Below are 15,066 nucleotides of genomic sequence, written 5' to 3'. Positions count from 1 at the left end.
CTTTCCTTTCGTTTTATGTCTCACCCTGATCGTTTTGCCTCCCCCGGTGGTGTGAGCCGCAACACCGTGATCGTCGGGTCCGTTTTGGCGCTGCACGTGGCCGGCATCTGGGCCCTGCAATCCGGCCTGGTGCGCAAGGCGGCCGAAGTGATCGTGCCGGCCGAGCTGCTCAGCGAATTCATCGCACCGCCCGCCCCGCCCAAGGTCACCCCACCGCCACCGGCCCCTCCTCCACCGCCCAAGCCCGCCCCCAAGGCCGCGCCCCGCCCGGCCCCGATGCCGGTGGCGATTGCTGACCCTACGCCGGCGCCCAATGCCCCCACGGGCATCACCACACCCCAGCCACCCGCGCCGCCCATCGAGGCCCCCGTGGCGCCCCCGGCCCCCGCGCCTGCGCCACCGGCACCCCCTGCACCGCCCAAGATCGAGCTGCCGTCCAGCGACGCGGCCTATCTCAACAACCCCAAGCCCAGCTACCCCGCCATCAGCAAACGCATGGGCGAGCAAGGCAAGGTGGTGCTGCGGGTGCTCATCGGCACCGACGGCGTGCCGCAGAAGGTCGAGGTCAACAAGTCCAGCGGCTTTGACCGGCTGGACCGCCAGGCCCAGGACGCCGTGATGCGCTGGCGCTTTGTGCCCGGCAAACGCAACGGCGTGCCTGAGGCCATGTGGAACCTTGTCCCCGTCAACTTTGTTCTCGAATAAACCAATCACCGCTCAGGGAGTTTTCATGGAATCGCAATTCGGCATCGCCAACGTCTGGATCCAGGGTGACTTTGTCACCCGCGCCGTCGCCATCCTGCTGCTGGCCATGTCGCTGGCCTCGTGGATCGTCATCCTCATCAAGGCGCTGGACATCATCAAGTTCAAGAAACACGCCCGCGCCGCCCAGGACTTCTGGCATAGCGAAGACTTTGCCGCTGGCCTGACCAAGCTGGGCGCCGACCCGACCAACCCCTTCCGCCACCTGGCGCTGGAAGGCCGTGAAGCCACCGCCCACCACCGCAACACCAAGGCCCACCTGCACGACAGCCTGGACGTGAGCGACTGGGTGACCCGCTGCCTGCGCAACTGCATCGACGAGTTCACTGCCCGCCTGTCCTCGGGCCTGGCCATCCTGGCGTCGGTGGGCTCCACCGCCCCGTTCATTGGCCTGTTCGGCACCGTGTGGGGCATCTACCATGCGCTGCTGGCCATCGGCACCTCGGGCCAGTCCACCATCGACAAGGTGGCCGGCCCCATCGGCGAGGCGCTGATCATGACCGCCTTGGGTCTGGCCGTGGCCATCCCGGCGGTGCTGGGCTACAACGCGCTGGTGCGCGGCAACAAGTCCATCCTGAATGGCCTGAACAGCTTTGCCCATGACCTGCACGCCTACTTTGTGACCGGCGCCCGCGTGAACGCTGGCGAGCCCGGCAAGGTGCTGCCCATGAAGAAAGGCAGCTAAGCCATGGCCTTTGGAACCCAAGACGACACCGATGATGTGATGAACGAGATCAACATGACGCCCTTAGTGGACGTCATGCTGGTGCTGCTCATCATCTTCATCATCACCGTGCCGGTGATGAAACACGCGGTGAATGTGGATCTGCCCCGCGCCACCAACCAGCCCGAGAACGTCAAGCCCGAGACCGTGCGCCTGTCGGTGTCGGCTGATGGCAAGTTCTTCTGGAACGAATCGCAGGTGTCCGAAGAAGAACTCTTCCCCCGCCTGCAGGCCGAGGCCGCCAAGGAGCCCCAGCCGGACCTGCACATCCGTGGCGACAAGAACGTGCGCTACGAATTCGTGGCCCAGGCCATGGCTGCCGCGCAGCGCGCCGGCGTGCGCAAGATCGGGTTTGTGACGGACCCACAGGGACAGTAAAGCCAAGGCGACAGCTAGCTGCAGCCCCCTGCGCGTGCTGCGCGTCCTGCCAGCCTACCCATGAGGGACGCGCTGGCGGGCGGCAAAGAGGTTGGGCTTTTGCAGCGGGCTCATCGCCTGCGTACGCGGCGCTCGCAGCGCCCAAAGCCCCGGTCTTGCGCCTGATGCAGGTCGGGCGCAGGAACAAAAAGAAACACACAGTTCGCTTGACTTGTAATTGCGAATCGTTATCATTAACAAAACGCACTGCAATGACCCAGGAAACCTCCATGCAAGCCTCACTGACTTCCGCCCCGCTCCGCCGCATTGCGTCTGCCGACCCGGCGGGCGCCCCGGCATCTGGCGAGGCATCGTCCTCCGGCGCGCAGGGCGCCACCGCCGCGCTGGACAGCAGCGTGCTGCTGCAAGGCCACAAGACCGTCGCCATCAGCCACAACGGCTCGGTGTACCGGCTGCAGGCCACCAAGCTGGGCAAGCTCATCCTGACCAAATAGTTTCATCGTGGGGCGACTCCCGGGCTTGCAACAAGCTCGAAAGGGTCGTTTTTGCCAGCCAACGGGTTTGCGCCCGCGTAGCCAGGCTTTTTTTCTGCCCCCGACCCCGCCAATAAAAAACCGGCCCACAGGCCGGTTTTTTTATGCTCCCACAGGGTTTTGAAGCCTTTTCGGCGCCATGCGCCAGTGGAATATGCGCTTGCTGCTATCAAATTAGGAGCAAATGCAATCCCTGCTGGGAGTGCAACCGAATCAGAGGCCCAGGGCTGCGATGCCCGCGCGGGCGATCTGCGCATCTTCGGTGGACTTCACGCCGCTCACACCCACGGCGCCCAGGCACTGGCCGTCCTTCATGATTGGCACGCCGCCTTCGAGCAGGCCGTCAATGGTGGGCGCGCTCAGGAACGAGGTGCGGCCGCCGTTGATCACGTCCTCGTAGACCTTGCTTTCGCGACGGCCCAGAGCGGCCGTGCGGGCCTTGGAAGGCGCGATGTGCGACGACACGGCCGCTGCGCCATCCAGACGCTGCAGCCACAGCAGGTGGCCGCCATCGTCCACGATGGCGATGGTCACGGCCCAGTTGTTCTTGAGGGCTTCGGCTTCAGCGGCGGCGGCCACGGCCTTGACGTCGGCCAGTTCGAGTTCGTGTTTGGTTTTCATGGAGAGATCCGAAAGATGGGGAGGAAGCCAGGCGCCACAGGCCGCCCGACACACACAGAGAGCCGAGCATACCGGCATCCTCCGCGCCGTTGCACCCAGCCAGGGTGAAAGTATCCTTACCAAAAGTAGGTGACCGGGTGCGGTTTTTGGGTGGCAAAAAACGCTCTCACCCTAAAATTTCCCTCGTCTGCGTCGTGCAGGCCAACAAGGAGAGACACAAGATGAATGACCAAGTCACCACCCTGGGCCACTCTGCGGGCTATGGCATCTCGCAGGAAGAGCGCCACAAGGTGCTTCGCAATACTTACTGGCTGCTCGCCCTGAGCATGATCCCCACGGTGCTGGGCGCCTGGATTGGCGTGGCCACCGGCATCACCCGTTCGCTGACCGGCGGCCTGGGCCTGATCGTGTTCCTGGGCGGCGCGTTCGGCTTCATGTTCGCCATCGAAAAGACCAAGCGCTCGGCCGCTGGCGTGCCAGTGCTGCTGGCCTTCACGTTCTTCATGGGCCTGATGCTGTCGCGCATGATCGGCATGGTGCTAGGCTTCAAGAACGGCACCGACCTCATCATGACGGCCTTTGCCGGCACGGCCGGTGTGTTCTTCGTGATGGCCAGCCTGGCCAGCGTCATCAAGCGTGACCTGTCGGGCATGGGCAAGTGGCTGATGGTAGGCGCCCTGGTGCTCATGGTGGGCGGCATCATCAATGTGTTCGTGGGCTCGGGCGTGGGCATGATGGTGATCTCGATGCTGGCGATTGGCATCTTCAGCGCCTACATGCTGTATGACCTGAAGCAGATCCTGGACGGCGGCGAAACCAACTACATCAGCGCCACGCTAGCCCTGTACCTGGACATCTTCAACGTGTTCCAGAGCCTGCTGGCCCTGCTGGGCATCATGGGTGGCGAGCGCGACTGAGCCCTGCCAGTCGTCCCTGACGTCCATCAAAAGGCTCCCTCGGGAGCCTTTTTTGTGGGCCAAGCACCAAGATCAAGCCTCAATAGCGCGGCCAGTGTGCCGATAATGCAAGTACATGTGTCCACAAAGCCCCTCCACCGCATTGCGCCTGATGGTTCTGGCGGGCCTGTTGCTGCTTGCCGGCTGCGACAAGATCCCGGGCCTGGGCCCTGATCCGCGCGTGGCGCAACGCGATGCCGAGGCCAAGGCCATTGGCGGTGCCTGCCGCCACGCGCTGCGGGGGCTGGAAGACTGCTACACCCTCAACCCCAAGGCGTCCAAGGCCTCGGTGTTTGCAGGCTGGAAGGACATGGACGCCTACATGCGGGAGAACAAGATCGAGGGCACGCCCTCGGTGCTGGGCAAGGTGGAAAAGCCAGAACGCAGCGAACGCGCGCCCGACATCGAAACCGAACCCCGCGACCCCGCAGCCAGCCGCAACCGCAGCTGATATTGCGCGGGGGAGTTAAGGCCACGGGACGAGGGCTGCGCACTCCCCTTCCTGAAGCCTCTTTCTGGCAACCGGACTCAGACCCGCTCGAACACCGCCATGCTCTCCACATGGGCCGTGTGCGGGAACATGTTGATCATGCCCGCCGCCGTGCATCGGTAGCCGGCCAGATGGACCAGCAGCCCCGCGTCGCGCGCCAGGGTGGCGGGGTTGCAGCTCACGTACACAATGCGCTTAGGGGGTGTCCAGCCCTCGGCCCCTGCAGGCAACGGGCCAGCGCCCTCAGCGCCAATGCGGGCCTGCTCGATGTCCGCCAGCGCCTTGGCCAGCGCAAACGCCCCTTCGCGCGGCGGGTCCACCAGCCACTTGTCGGCAGCGCCGTCGGCCACCAGCATCTCGGGCGTCATCTCGAACAGATTGCGCGCTACAAAATCCGTAGCTGCCAGCGCTTTGTGGTCCGGCGCCTGGGCCTGATTCAGTGCATAGTTCTCACGCGAGCGGGCCACCAGGGCCTCGCTGCCCTCAATGCCCAGCACCTCGCGCGCCTGCGTGGCCAGCGGCAGCGTGAAGTTGCCCAGGCCGCAGAACCAGTCGATCACGCGCTCGTGCGGCTGCACGTCCAGCAGGCGCAGCGCGCGGCTCACCAGCACGCGGTTGATGTGCGGGTTCACCTGGGTGAAGTCGGTGGGCTTGAAAGGCATGGTGATGCCAAAGTCAGGCAGCGCGTACGACAGCGGCTCGCCGCCCTCGTCCAGCAGCTTCACCGTGTCCGGGCCCTTGGGCTGCAACCACCATTGCACGTGGTGTTCTGCGCCAAAGGCACGCAGCCGGGCGATGTCCTCGGCGGAGAGCGGCTCCAGGTGGCGCAATACCAGCGCGGTCACGGTGTCGCCACAGGCCAGTTCGATCTGCGGGCAGGTGTCGCGGGCGTCCAGGCTGGCAATCAGGGCGCGCAGGGGCATCAGCATGGCATCGACATGCGGCGGCAGGATCTTGCAGGTCTGCATGTCGGCGATGTACCGGCTCTTGCGCTCATGAAAGCCCACCAGCACCTGCCCCTTCTTGATCACGTGGCGCACGGCAAGGCGGGCACGGTAGCGGTAGCCCCAGGCCGGCCCTTCGATGGGACGCAGCATGGTCTCGGCCTTCACCTTGCCCAAGTGCCAGAGGTTGTCCTCCAGCACCCGCTGCTTGACGGCCACTTGGGCACCAACGTGCAGATGCTGCATCTTGCAGCCGCCGCAGGCGCCTGCGTGCAGGCCAAAGTGGGGGCAATCCGGCCGCACGCGCTGGGACGATTCGCGGTGGATCGCCACCAGGCTGGCCTGCTCCCAGTTGTTCTTTTTGCGGTGGGTGTTGGCGGTGACCAGCTCGAATGGCAGGGCACCATCGATGAAGACCACCTTGCCGTCGGGCTTGCGGGCCACGCCCTGGGCGTCGAGGTCCATGGACTGCACATGCAGCCAGCCTTCGGGCAGGTTGTCTTGAGCGTTCTGCTCGGTGGGTTCAAACGAGGGGGATAGTTCTTTCGGTGCGCTCATCCCCCGATTGTCTCAGGCGCGGCATGCCCGCTGGCCGCACCCGGGCGAACTGCCCATGTCAGGCCCAATCAGCCCCTGTCAGCCACGATCAGCGCGCGCAGGCCGCATTCCACCGGGCGCGGACACAGCTGTCAGTGGCAGCTTATTGATGGTGAGCTCGCAGCCAAAGTTGTCGGGAGAAAACACCAAGGTCGAGCCTGGCGCCACCAGGGGCAGGGTTTCGTGAATCTGCCGCGACATGTCCACCGGCGGCTCAGGCGCGCGGTACACGATGTCCTTGTCGGGGCCATAGACGACGTAGCAGGATGCAGTGGCCGTCTGGCTGAACAGGGCTGCCACCAGGGCTGCGGCGGCATAGGGAAAAGCGGTCGTCATGGTGTGGCTCCTCATGCAAGCAAATCTGCAGGGAATTATGCGGGCTTCTGCCAGCACCGCCAATCCGGTGGGTGTACGCGCACCGTGTGCGGTCAGCGCAGGTACAGGTGGTTGGTGTGCTTGACCTCTTCCATCACCGCATAGGTCCGCGTCTCGCGCACTCCTGGCAGCTGCCACAGCACATTGCCCGCAAACACGCGGTAGGCGTTCATGTCGGCGGACCGGGTTTTCAGCAGGTAGTCGAACCCGCCCGCCACCATGTGGCATTCCATGATCTCGGGGTGCACCTGCACCGCCGCCTTGAACTGGTCGAACACGTTGGGCGTGGTGCGGTCCAGCAGCACCTCCACAAACACCAGCATGCCCGCGCCCAGCTTGAGCGGGTTGAGCCGCGCCTCGTAGCCCAGGATGAAGCCGTCGCGCGTGAGGCGCTGCACCCGCGCCAGCACCGCCGTGGGCGACAAGGCCACCGCCTCGGCCAGTTTGAGGTTGGCGATGCGGCCGTCCTCCTGCAGGATTGACAGGATCTTGCGGTCAATGCGGTCCAGATCGGGTTCTGTTTGCATATTCATTAGAGATTTATTCTACCCGACCCACCATTTTCGAACATTTATTCATCAACAACCCAAGGATCATCGCCAGTAACGCGCCCAACCCTTTGTTTGGCCCTCCAAACCACCGAAAGACAACGCCATGACGCAGTCCTCCGCCCTGTTTGCAGACTTCGCGCCCCGCACGCCGCTGAGCAACCCGCTGCGCGCCGCGATCACTGCTGCCTATCGCCGCCCCGAGCCCGAGGCCCTGGCCCCGCTGCTGGCCCAGGCCCGCCTGCCTGCCGATCAAGCCGCAGCGGCCGAGCAACTGGCGCTGCGAATCGCCAAGGCGCTGCGTGAACGCAAGGCCAGCGCCGGGCGCGCGGGCATCGTGCAGGGCTTGCTGCAAGAGTTTTCGCTGTCGTCGCAAGAAGGCGTGGCGCTGATGTGCCTGGCCGAGGCGCTACTGCGCATTCCCGACAAGGCCACGCGCGACGCGCTCATCCGCGACAAGATCAGCAACGGCCAGTGGGATGCCCACCTGGGCAAGAGCCCGTCGCTCTTCGTCAACGCCGCCACCTGGGGCCTGCTGATTACCGGCAAGCTGGTGGCCACGCACAGCGAAAACAGCCTGGGTAGCTCACTCAGCCGCCTCATTGGCAAGGGCGGCGAGCCACTGATCCGCAAGGGCGTGGACATGGCCATGCGCATGATGGGTGAGCAGTTCGTGACTGGCGAAACGATCGACGAAGCCCTGCGCAACGCCCGCACGATGGAGGCCGAGGGCTTTCGCTACTCGTACGACATGCTGGGCGAGGCCGCGCTGACCAGCGAAGATGCCAAGCGCTACTACGCGTCGTACGAGCAGGCCATCCACGCGATTGGCAAGGCCTCGGCCGGGCGCGGCATTTACGAAGGCCCGGGCATCTCCATCAAGCTCTCGGCCCTGCACCCGCGCTACAGCCGCGCGCAGTTTGGCCGGGTGATGGACGAGCTGTACCCGCTGGTGTTGCGCCTGACGATGCTGGCCAAGCAGTACGACATTGGCCTGAACATCGACGCCGAAGAGACCGACCGGCTGGAGCTGTCGCTGGACCTGCTGGAGCGCCTGTGCCACGAGCCCACGCTGGCGGGCTGGAACGGCATTGGCTTCGTCATCCAGGCCTACCAAAAGCGCTGCCCCTTCGTCATCGACTACGTGGTGGACTTGGCCCGCCGCACCCAGCGCCGCCTGATGGTGCGCCTGGTCAAAGGCGCGTACTGGGACAGCGAGATCAAGCGCGCCCAGGTTGATGGCCTCACGGACTACCCCGTCTACACCCGCAAGGTGCACACCGACATTTCTTACATCGCCTGCGCCAAGAAACTGCTGGCAGCACCCGAGGCCGTGTACCCCCAGTTCGCCACGCATAACGCCGAGACAGTGGCCACCATCTACCAACTGGCGGGCAGCAACTACTACGCGGGGCAGTATGAGTTCCAGTGCCTGCACGGCATGGGCGAGCCGCTGTACGAGCAGGTGGTGGGCGCCGTCACCGCAGGCAAACTCGGCCGCCCCTGCCGCATCTACGCCCCCGTGGGCACGCACGAAACCCTGCTGGCCTACCTGGTTCGCCGCCTGCTGGAGAACGGCGCCAACACCTCGTTTGTGAACCGCATTGCCGACGAAACCATTGCGCTGGATGAGCTGGTGAAAAGCCCCGTGCAGGTAGTGGATCAACAAGCCGCCACCGAAGGCACTGCCGGCCTGCCCCACCCGCGCATCCCCCTGCCAGCGGCGCTGTACGGAGTCCACCGCAGCAATTCACGCGGGCTGGATTTGTCGAACGAATACACGCTGACCGAGCTGGCCGCCACGCTGCAAGCCACCGCTAGCCACGCCTGGACGGCAGCGCCCCTGCTGGCCGCTGATGTGCCCACAGGCCCCACCCAGCCCGTGCGCAACCCCGCCGACCACCACGACGTGGTGGGCCAGGTGCAAGAAGCCACCACCGCCGACGTAGACCAGGCCCTGGCCCACGCCCAGTCCGCCGCAGCCCCCTGGGCCGCCACGCCACCCGCCGAGCGCGCCGCCGCCCTGCTGCGCACCGCCGATCTGCTGGAAGCGCGCATGCAGCCCCTGCTGGGCCTGCTGATGCGCGAAGCCGGCAAGAGCGCCAGCAACGCCGTGGCGGAAGTGCGCGAAGCCGTGGACTTTTTGCGCTACTACGCCGCGCAGGTGCAAAGCACCTTCGACAACACCACCCACATCCCGCTGGGCCCCGTGGCCTGCATCAGCCCCTGGAATTTCCCGCTCGCCATCTTCATGGGCCAGGTCGCCGCCGCCCTGGCCGCAGGCAACCCCGTGCTGGCCAAGCCCGCAGAGCAAACCCCGCTGATCGCCGCCGAGGCCGTGCGCCTGCTGTGGCAGGCCGGTGTGCCCCGCGCCGCCGTGCAGTTGCTGCCTGGCCAGGGCGAAACCGTGGGCGCACGTTTGATTGGCGATGAGCGCGTGATGGGCGTGATGTTCACCGGCTCCACCGAAGTCGCGCGCATCCTGCAGCGCACGGTGGCCGGGCGCCTGGATGCCGCAGACCGCCCCATCCCGCTGATTGCCGAAACGGGTGGGCAGAATGCGATGATCGTGGACTCATCCGCCCTGGTGGAACAGGTGGTGGGCGATGCGGTGTCGTCCGCCTTTGACAGCGCTGGCCAGCGCTGCTCCGCCCTGCGCGTGCTGTGCGTGCAGGAAGAAGCTGCCGACCGCGTGGTCGAGATGCTGCAGGGCGCCATGGGCGAACTGCGCGTGGGCAACCCCGCCGAGTTGCGCGTGGACGTGGGCCCCGTCATTGATGCCGAGGCGCAAGCAGGCATCACCCAGCACATCGAAAAATTCAAGGCCCAAGGCCACCGTGTGTTCCAGCACCCGAATCACGTTTCTGCCGTCAGCGCACCGGGCACTTTTGTACCCCCTACCCTGATCGAACTGAACCACATCGGCGAGTTGCAGCGAGAAGTCTTCGGCCCCGTGCTGCACCTGGTGCGCTACGCGCGCAACGACCTGGACCAGTTGCTCGACCAGATCAACGCCACCGGCTACGGCCTCACACAAGGCGTGCACACCCGTATCGACGAAACCATTGCCCGTGTGGTCAACCGCGCCCATGCCGGCAACGTGTACGTGAACCGCAACATGGTCGGCGCCGTCGTGGGCGTACAGCCCTTTGGTGGCGAAGGCCTGTCGGGCACGGGCCCCAAGGCCGGCGGGCCGCTGTACCTGTTGCGCCTGCTGTCGCAGCGCCCGGCCAATGCACTGGCGCGCACCTTTGCCGAGGGCGACCGCACCAGCCCGCCCGATACCGAGCAGCGCGAGCGTCAGCTGGCCCCGCTGGGCACCTTGCAGCAATGGGCGCATCACCAGAGCAACCTGGCCCTGGCGGGCCACTGCCAGCGTTTTGCGCAAGAAACGCAGAGCGGCACCGCCCGCGCCCTGCCCGGCCCCACCGGCGAGCGCAATGTCTACACCCTGGCCCCCCGCGCCCGCGTGCTGTGCATGGCGCAAAGCGCGGACGACCTCCTGGTGCAGACGGCAGCCGTGCTCGCCAGCGGGGGCACCGCCCTATGGCCCCACGCCCATGCAGGGCTGCGCGCGAAGCTGCCCACGCATGTGCAGGCCCAGGTCATGCTGCAAGACAACGCACTGAGCGATGACACCATGGCACTGGACGCCGTGCTGCACCATGGCGACGCCGAATCCCTGCAGACGGTGTGCGCCGCCCTCGCCCGCCGGCCCGGGCCTATCGTGGGCGTGACTGCGCTGCAGCCCGGCGCCACCGATATCCCATTGGAGCGCCTGCTGATCGAACGTACGCTGAGCGTGAACACAGCAGCAGCTGGCGGAAACGCAAGCCTTATGACGATTGGATGAGGGCCAGTTGCCAGGCTACCAACCGAGGAAAGCATTTTTGAATCAAATGGGCTGCTAGCGCCTGTTAATCATGCGCTAGCAGCTATAAATTCAATAGCAATCAAGATGCCGGTGCCAACGGCAGATTAAGCAACAGGTTCTGCGGCTTGATGCGCACCACGCCCTCGGCGTTGGTCGCCAGCCCCAAGTACACCGGCTTGCCCGCCACGTCGGCCCGCATCTCGGCCGGGTTGGCAAACGTCAGCGTGAACAGGCTCACCAGGCGCTGCATGCGCTCGGCCTCCACCGGGCGGTCCTGGTACAGGTCGTTGAGGATGGCAGTGGACTCCACATCCAACCCCACATGCCAGCGCCACGCGCTGTCGGTGACCTGGTGCACTGGCTCGATCTGCACCTGCACGCCCAGCAGATGAGCCACCCAGCGCTCCAGCACACGGGCCAGGGCTTTCAGGCCAGATCGTGCACGGGTCATCTTGAAGGTCAGGCCATGGCTCAGGTCCTGCGTCAGCTCGTGGGTCAGGTCGAGCAGAAAGTGGTGGCGATCGCTCTCCTGCCAATATTGCCCCGCATTGTCGGCCGACAGCACCTTGACCTGCGCCGTGGGCTGCAGTGCGCCGCTCTGCAGCAGCAAGCGCCCCACCTCGCCCAGGCCCGCCGTCTCATTGAGCATGTCGAGCGTATCCCGGTCGCCTGCCAGCATTTGCCCGTCTTGCAATGTGATGCGCTGGGGCCGAAACAGCATCTCCGCGGCGCGGGCTTCAAAGGCATCGTTGCAGTCATCCAGCACATTGCGCAACAGGGCCTGCACCACGGCGTCGATGAACACGGCGGGCACGTTCACCGCGCCACTGCGCATGAGCTGCAGGTAATAAGCCTCCAGCGTGCCGGTGGCCAGCAGGCCATCGCGGAAGCGCAGGAACACGGTGTAGTTCTCGCGGGCGTCGTCGTCCTGCAAAGCAGCCAGCTCCGCCGAGGCGACCGCCCGCGCGGGTGACTCCTTCAGCGATTCATGCAGTGCGATCTCAGCAGCGCATGACTCTGGCACCAGCGCCAGCTCTGGTCGGGCCAGCAGCCAACGCAGGTATCCGTCGGTGGGGGGCAGCCAGCCACGGGCATCGCGATCCAGCGTTTGGAAACCACAACCTGACCAGAAATCGTGAAATGTCGTCATGAAGAAATGAGAGAGCCAATGACCTCAGAGGATGGTAGCTGCGGAAGCTTCCGCACCACGATGCAGCACAGCAAGTCCACATGGGTATCCGCTTGCTTCGCAAGGTCACCAGTCAAGAAAGACCTGTTGCCGTGCCTTCAAGGTCCAGCGCGCGAGCACATCATGCCTGCCCAGGCCGTAGAGGCTGTCTACCAAGGCAAACTGCGTCACGGTCCACGCCACGGGAGCGACCACCATCCGGTCAATGCGTTCGTGCTTGTAGTGCAAAGTCATGTGCGGGTTGAAATGGCTGCGGCTCTGAATCTCTGCAAACCCCATGCGGCGCATCGTGTTGCCAAGCGCATGTTGAAATCCTCGCAATTCACGCGCGGCGCCCGCTTGTGGCGCCAGCTCGACCGTGCCGAAAGCCCCCTTCTCAAAGCCGCCCCGGGACTGCAGCACGTCGAGGCGGACCCCAAACGGTTCGTAGTCCATGGCGCTACCCGCCGCCAGCGCCAAGTCGATTACCTCTCGGGGGATGCTGCTCAGGAAGCGCCCCAGGTAATGGAGCGTGATATGCAGCCGATCCAAGGACATGGGCCCGCCTCTGCCCGCCCCACGGGGTCCTTGGAGGCACCGCAGCAACTCCTTGGCCGTCTCGGCGGCAAGCGGCGTGGGGAAGAGAAAATAGTAGAGATCGTGAAGCTGGGACATGGCACACAAAGCTCCGGAAGATCCGTCGCATTGTGCGCCAATGCTGTTTAAATAAACAGTATTTTAATTTACCCCCACTTACTCCCACTCAATCGTCGCTGGTGGCTTGCTGCTCACGTCATACGTCACGCGGTTGATGCCACGCACTTCGTTGATGATGCGGCCCGACACCTTCTTGAGCAGCGCGTAAGGCAGCTCGGCCCAGTCGGCCGTCATAAAGTCGCTGGTCTGCACGGCGCGCAGGGCCACCACGTAGTCGTAGGTGCGGCCGTCGCCCATCACGCCCACGCTCTTGACGGGCAGGAACACGGTGAAGGCCTGGCTGGTGAGGTCGTACCAGGTCTTGCCGGTGGCTTCGTCCACAAAGTTGCGCAGCTCTTCGATGAAGATCGCGTCGGCACGGCGCAGCAGGTCGGCGTATTCCTTCTTCACCTCCCCCAGGATACGCACGCCCAGGCCGGGGCCGGGGAAGGGGTGGCGGTAGACCATGTCGGGCGGCAGGCCCAGGGCCACGCCCAGTTCACGCACTTCGTCCTTGAACAAATCGCGCAGGGGCTCCAGGAGCTTCAGGCCCAGCTGCTCGGGCAGGCCGCCCACGTTGTGGTGACTCTTGATGGTGACGGCCTTCTTGCTCTTGGCGCCGCCGCTTTCGATGACGTCAGGGTAGATCGTGCCCTGGGCCAAAAAGGTGGCACCCTTATGGCCGCCGGTGCCGGCCTTGAGCTTGGCTGCTTCGGCCTTGAACACATCCACAAACAGACCGCCGATGATCTTGCGCTTTTGTTCGGGTTCGCTCACTCCGGCGAGCTTGCCCAGGAACAAATCGCTCGCGTCCACGCGGATGACCTTGGCGTGCAGCTTGCCTTCGAACATGTCCATGACCATGTCGCCCTCGTTCAGGCGCAGCAGGCCGTGGTCCACAAACACGCAGGTGAGCTGGTCGCCAATGGCGCGGTGGATCAGAGCTGCCGCGACGGACGAGTCCACACCACCCGACAGGCCGAGGATCACTTCCTCATCGCCCACCTGTTCGCGGATCTTCTGCACAGCTTCTTCGATGTAGTCGCCCATGACCCAATCGGCACGGGTGCCGCAGATACCCAGCACAAAACGCTCCAGCAAGGCGCGGCCCTGCACGGTGTGCGTGACTTCGGGGTGGAACTGCACGGCATAGTAATGGCGGCTTTCGTCAGCCATGCCGGCAATGGGGCACGACGGTGTGGAACACATCACCTTGAAGCCCGGCGGCAGCGCCGTGACCTTGTCGCCGTGGCTCATCCACACCTTGAGCATGCCGTGGCCTTCGGGGGTGGCGAAGTCTTCAATGCCCTTGAGCAGCTCGGTGTGGCCGTGCGCGCGCACTTCGGCGTAGCCAAATTCGCGGGTGTTGGAGCCTTCCACCTTGCCCCCCAGCTGCTGGGCCATGGTCTGCATGCCGTAGCAGATGCCCAGCACAGGGATGCCCAGCTCGAACACTGCATTGGGTGCCTTGTCGTCCACCTCGTACACGCTGGCGTGGCTGCCCGACAGGATCACGCCCTTGAGCGAGCCGTCCTTGGCGTAGTCACGGATCCATTCGTCGGTCACGTCGCAGGGGTGCACTTCGCAGTACACATGGGCCTCGCGCACGCGGCGGGCGATGAGCTGGGTGACTTGCGAGCCGAAATCGAGGATGAGGATTTTCTGGTGTTGCATGGTGGTGGTCCGTCAGAGGCTGGAGAGATCGAGAAGCGGGACGCCGCTGCGCTGGGCGGCAGCGATCTGGTGAGAATCAAAGGTGGCCAAAGGCAGGCGCAGCGAACGGGCCAGCCACAGGTACGCAGCATCAAAGGTGGGCAGACCGGTTTCCAATGCCACGTCGAGCACGGCCTTGTGCTGGGCAGGGGCCAGTTCGTGCAATTCAACGCGGTGCCGAATTGCTTCGAGCACGCCCCACAGGCCTTCGACGGAAGCGGCTGGAATGCGCCCGCTGTTCACACCGGTGGCCAGTATGTTGTGGCACTCCCAGTGCCAGAGGTTGGGCGCCTGCGGCTCGACCTCATCGCGGCGGATCAGGGCGTACAGGCGGCGGGTGTGTTCGCTGGCCGCGTCCGGCAACAACCAGGCGGCAGTGACCGAGGCATCAAGCACGAAAGCGGTCATGCAGTGCTCCGCCCTGCACGGCGCAAGCCGTCCACCGTCGTTGCCCCTGCGGGTTGAATGCTGGCATGCAACGCGTCCATCTGGCCCAGTTCGCGCGCAATCTGTTCGTCAGAAATCACTGGGCGGCGGCGCACCGGCAGCATGCGTACTACCTCTTTGCCGTGACGGGTGATGCGCACTTCCTCGCCCTGCTCGACCAGTTCGATCAAGGCAGAGAACCTGCTTTTGGCTTCGTAGATGCCAACGGACTGCATAAATAAAAAAATCTGGCCTGAATGG

At 64.8% G+C, this 15,066-nt stretch carries 16 protein-coding genes; 7 read left to right on the top strand and 9 right to left on the bottom strand.

Translation table 11 applies throughout. The features are described 5' to 3' along the window. Positions 1-15: 15 nt before the first annotated feature. The 4 genes from DNK89_RS18475 (at position 16) to hemP (ending at position 2,358) form a co-directional block, all read left to right on the top strand. Positions 16-705, top strand: coding sequence for an energy transducer TonB (locus DNK89_RS18475; RefSeq protein ID WP_110961265.1), 690 nt, complete (start codon positions 16-18; stop codon positions 703-705). 25 nt (positions 706-730) lie between these two features. After that, positions 731-1,447, top strand: a complete 717-nt coding sequence (locus tag DNK89_RS18470; protein WP_015014561.1) for a MotA/TolQ/ExbB proton channel family protein — start codon at positions 731-733, stop codon at positions 1,445-1,447. A gap of 3 nt (positions 1,448-1,450) precedes the next feature. Further along, on the top strand, positions 1,451-1,864 hold the full coding sequence (locus tag DNK89_RS18465) for a biopolymer transporter ExbD (protein WP_015014562.1): 414 nt from the start codon (positions 1,451-1,453) through the stop codon (positions 1,862-1,864). A 269-nt stretch (positions 1,865-2,133) separates the two neighbouring features. Further along, positions 2,134-2,358, top strand: a complete 225-nt coding sequence (gene hemP, locus DNK89_RS18460; RefSeq protein WP_203422365.1) for a hemin uptake protein HemP — start codon at positions 2,134-2,136, stop codon at positions 2,356-2,358. 252 nt (positions 2,359-2,610) lie between these two features. On the opposite strand, the gene DNK89_RS18455 is transcribed toward hemP, so the two are convergent. Next, the gene (locus DNK89_RS18455) at positions 2,611-3,018 is read right to left on the bottom strand and encodes a heme-binding protein (protein ID WP_015014564.1); all 408 of its coding nucleotides are present in this window, start codon (positions 3,016-3,018) and stop codon (positions 2,611-2,613) included. Positions 3,019-3,239: 221 nt separating this feature from the next. Between DNK89_RS18455 and DNK89_RS18450 the strand changes: the two genes are divergently transcribed. Then, a complete protein-coding gene (locus tag DNK89_RS18450; RefSeq protein ID WP_015014565.1) occupies positions 3,240-3,935 on the top strand; it encodes a Bax inhibitor-1/YccA family protein in 696 nt (231 codons plus the stop codon). 115 nt (positions 3,936-4,050) lie between these two features. Then, positions 4,051-4,425: a hypothetical protein gene (locus DNK89_RS18445; protein WP_060985215.1), complete on the top strand. Its 375-nt coding sequence runs from the start codon at positions 4,051-4,053 to the stop codon at positions 4,423-4,425. A 77-nt stretch (positions 4,426-4,502) separates the two neighbouring features. Here the strand turns inward: DNK89_RS18445 and rlmD are convergent, their stop codons facing one another. From rlmD to DNK89_RS18430, 3 genes are all read right to left on the bottom strand, one after another. Next, positions 4,503-5,966 (bottom strand): 23S rRNA (uracil(1939)-C(5))-methyltransferase RlmD, encoded by a 1,464-nt coding sequence (gene rlmD / locus DNK89_RS18440; protein ID WP_110961263.1) that lies wholly within the window; start codon positions 5,964-5,966, stop codon positions 4,503-4,505. A gap of 78 nt (positions 5,967-6,044) precedes the next feature. Then, positions 6,045-6,341, bottom strand: a complete 297-nt coding sequence (locus tag DNK89_RS18435; RefSeq protein WP_110961262.1) for a hypothetical protein — start codon at positions 6,339-6,341, stop codon at positions 6,045-6,047. 92 nt (positions 6,342-6,433) lie between these two features. Then, positions 6,434-6,907 (bottom strand): Lrp/AsnC ligand binding domain-containing protein, encoded by a 474-nt coding sequence (locus DNK89_RS18430; protein WP_015014569.1) that lies wholly within the window; start codon positions 6,905-6,907, stop codon positions 6,434-6,436. Positions 6,908-7,034: 127 nt separating this feature from the next. Between DNK89_RS18430 and putA the strand changes: the two genes are divergently transcribed. Beyond that, entirely contained in the window at positions 7,035-10,781 is a 3,747-nt protein-coding gene (putA, locus tag DNK89_RS18425) for a trifunctional transcriptional regulator/proline dehydrogenase/L-glutamate gamma-semialdehyde dehydrogenase (RefSeq protein ID WP_110961261.1), read from the top strand. A 100-nt stretch (positions 10,782-10,881) separates the two neighbouring features. On the opposite strand, the gene DNK89_RS18420 is transcribed toward putA, so the two are convergent. The 5 genes from DNK89_RS18420 to DNK89_RS18400 all read right to left on the bottom strand — a co-directional run bounded on the left by DNK89_RS18420 (position 10,882) and on the right by DNK89_RS18400 (position 15,041). After that, on the bottom strand, positions 10,882-11,952 hold the full coding sequence (locus DNK89_RS18420) for a DUF6352 family protein (protein ID WP_110961260.1): 1,071 nt from the start codon (positions 11,950-11,952) through the stop codon (positions 10,882-10,884). 105 nt (positions 11,953-12,057) lie between these two features. Beyond that, entirely contained in the window at positions 12,058-12,645 is a 588-nt protein-coding gene (locus DNK89_RS18415) for a 2'-5' RNA ligase family protein (RefSeq protein WP_110961259.1), read from the bottom strand. Between the two features lie 78 nt (positions 12,646-12,723). After that, the gene (guaA, locus tag DNK89_RS18410) at positions 12,724-14,340 is read right to left on the bottom strand and encodes a glutamine-hydrolyzing GMP synthase (protein ID WP_060983846.1); all 1,617 of its coding nucleotides are present in this window, start codon (positions 14,338-14,340) and stop codon (positions 12,724-12,726) included. Between the two features lie 12 nt (positions 14,341-14,352). Further along, positions 14,353-14,787: a type II toxin-antitoxin system VapC family toxin gene (locus tag DNK89_RS18405; RefSeq protein ID WP_056063857.1), complete on the bottom strand. Its 435-nt coding sequence runs from the start codon at positions 14,785-14,787 to the stop codon at positions 14,353-14,355. Further along, positions 14,784-15,041 (bottom strand): type II toxin-antitoxin system Phd/YefM family antitoxin, encoded by a 258-nt coding sequence (locus DNK89_RS18400; protein WP_110961258.1) that lies wholly within the window; start codon positions 15,039-15,041, stop codon positions 14,784-14,786. The genes DNK89_RS18405 and DNK89_RS18400 overlap by 4 nt, the downstream gene beginning before the upstream one ends. Positions 15,042-15,066 lie beyond the last annotated feature (25 nt).

The sequence above is a fragment of the Acidovorax sp. ST3 genome, from assembly GCF_003231145.1.
Taxonomy (GTDB): Bacteria; Pseudomonadota; Gammaproteobacteria; order Burkholderiales; family Burkholderiaceae_C; genus Acidovorax.
Note: the sequence above shows the minus strand (reverse complement) of the source record. Positions and strands in the feature narration are given on the sequence as shown.

Excerpts from the sequence above, each read along its gene's own strand:
- DNK89_RS18405 (WP_056063857.1), bottom strand. The coding sequence starts at position 14,787 with ATGACCGCTTTCGTGCTTGATGCCTCGGTCACTGCCGCCTGGTTGTTG.
- putA (WP_110961261.1), top strand. The coding sequence starts at position 7,035 with ATGACGCAGTCCTCCGCCCTGTTTGCAGACTTCGCGCCCCGCACGCCG.
- DNK89_RS18455 (WP_015014564.1), bottom strand. The coding sequence starts at position 3,018 with ATGAAAACCAAACACGAACTCGAACTGGCCGACGTCAAGGCCGTGGCC.
- DNK89_RS18435 (WP_110961262.1), bottom strand. The coding sequence starts at position 6,341 with ATGACGACCGCTTTTCCCTATGCCGCCGCAGCCCTGGTGGCAGCCCTG.
- DNK89_RS18445 (WP_060985215.1), top strand. The coding sequence starts at position 4,051 with ATGTGTCCACAAAGCCCCTCCACCGCATTGCGCCTGATGGTTCTGGCG.
- hemP (WP_203422365.1), top strand. The coding sequence starts at position 2,134 with ATGCAAGCCTCACTGACTTCCGCCCCGCTCCGCCGCATTGCGTCTGCC.
- DNK89_RS18450 (WP_015014565.1), top strand. The coding sequence starts at position 3,240 with ATGAATGACCAAGTCACCACCCTGGGCCACTCTGCGGGCTATGGCATC.
- DNK89_RS18415 (WP_110961259.1), bottom strand. The coding sequence starts at position 12,645 with ATGTCCCAGCTTCACGATCTCTACTATTTTCTCTTCCCCACGCCGCTT.
- DNK89_RS18400 (WP_110961258.1), bottom strand. The coding sequence starts at position 15,041 with ATGCAGTCCGTTGGCATCTACGAAGCCAAAAGCAGGTTCTCTGCCTTG.
- DNK89_RS18475 (WP_110961265.1), top strand. The coding sequence starts at position 16 with ATGTCTCACCCTGATCGTTTTGCCTCCCCCGGTGGTGTGAGCCGCAAC.
- guaA (WP_060983846.1), bottom strand. The coding sequence starts at position 14,340 with ATGCAACACCAGAAAATCCTCATCCTCGATTTCGGCTCGCAAGTCACC.
- DNK89_RS18420 (WP_110961260.1), bottom strand. The coding sequence starts at position 11,952 with ATGACGACATTTCACGATTTCTGGTCAGGTTGTGGTTTCCAAACGCTG.
- rlmD (WP_110961263.1), bottom strand. The coding sequence starts at position 5,966 with ATGAGCGCACCGAAAGAACTATCCCCCTCGTTTGAACCCACCGAGCAG.
- DNK89_RS18465 (WP_015014562.1), top strand. The coding sequence starts at position 1,451 with ATGGCCTTTGGAACCCAAGACGACACCGATGATGTGATGAACGAGATC.
- DNK89_RS18470 (WP_015014561.1), top strand. The coding sequence starts at position 731 with ATGGAATCGCAATTCGGCATCGCCAACGTCTGGATCCAGGGTGACTTT.
- DNK89_RS18430 (WP_015014569.1), bottom strand. The coding sequence starts at position 6,907 with ATGCAAACAGAACCCGATCTGGACCGCATTGACCGCAAGATCCTGTCA.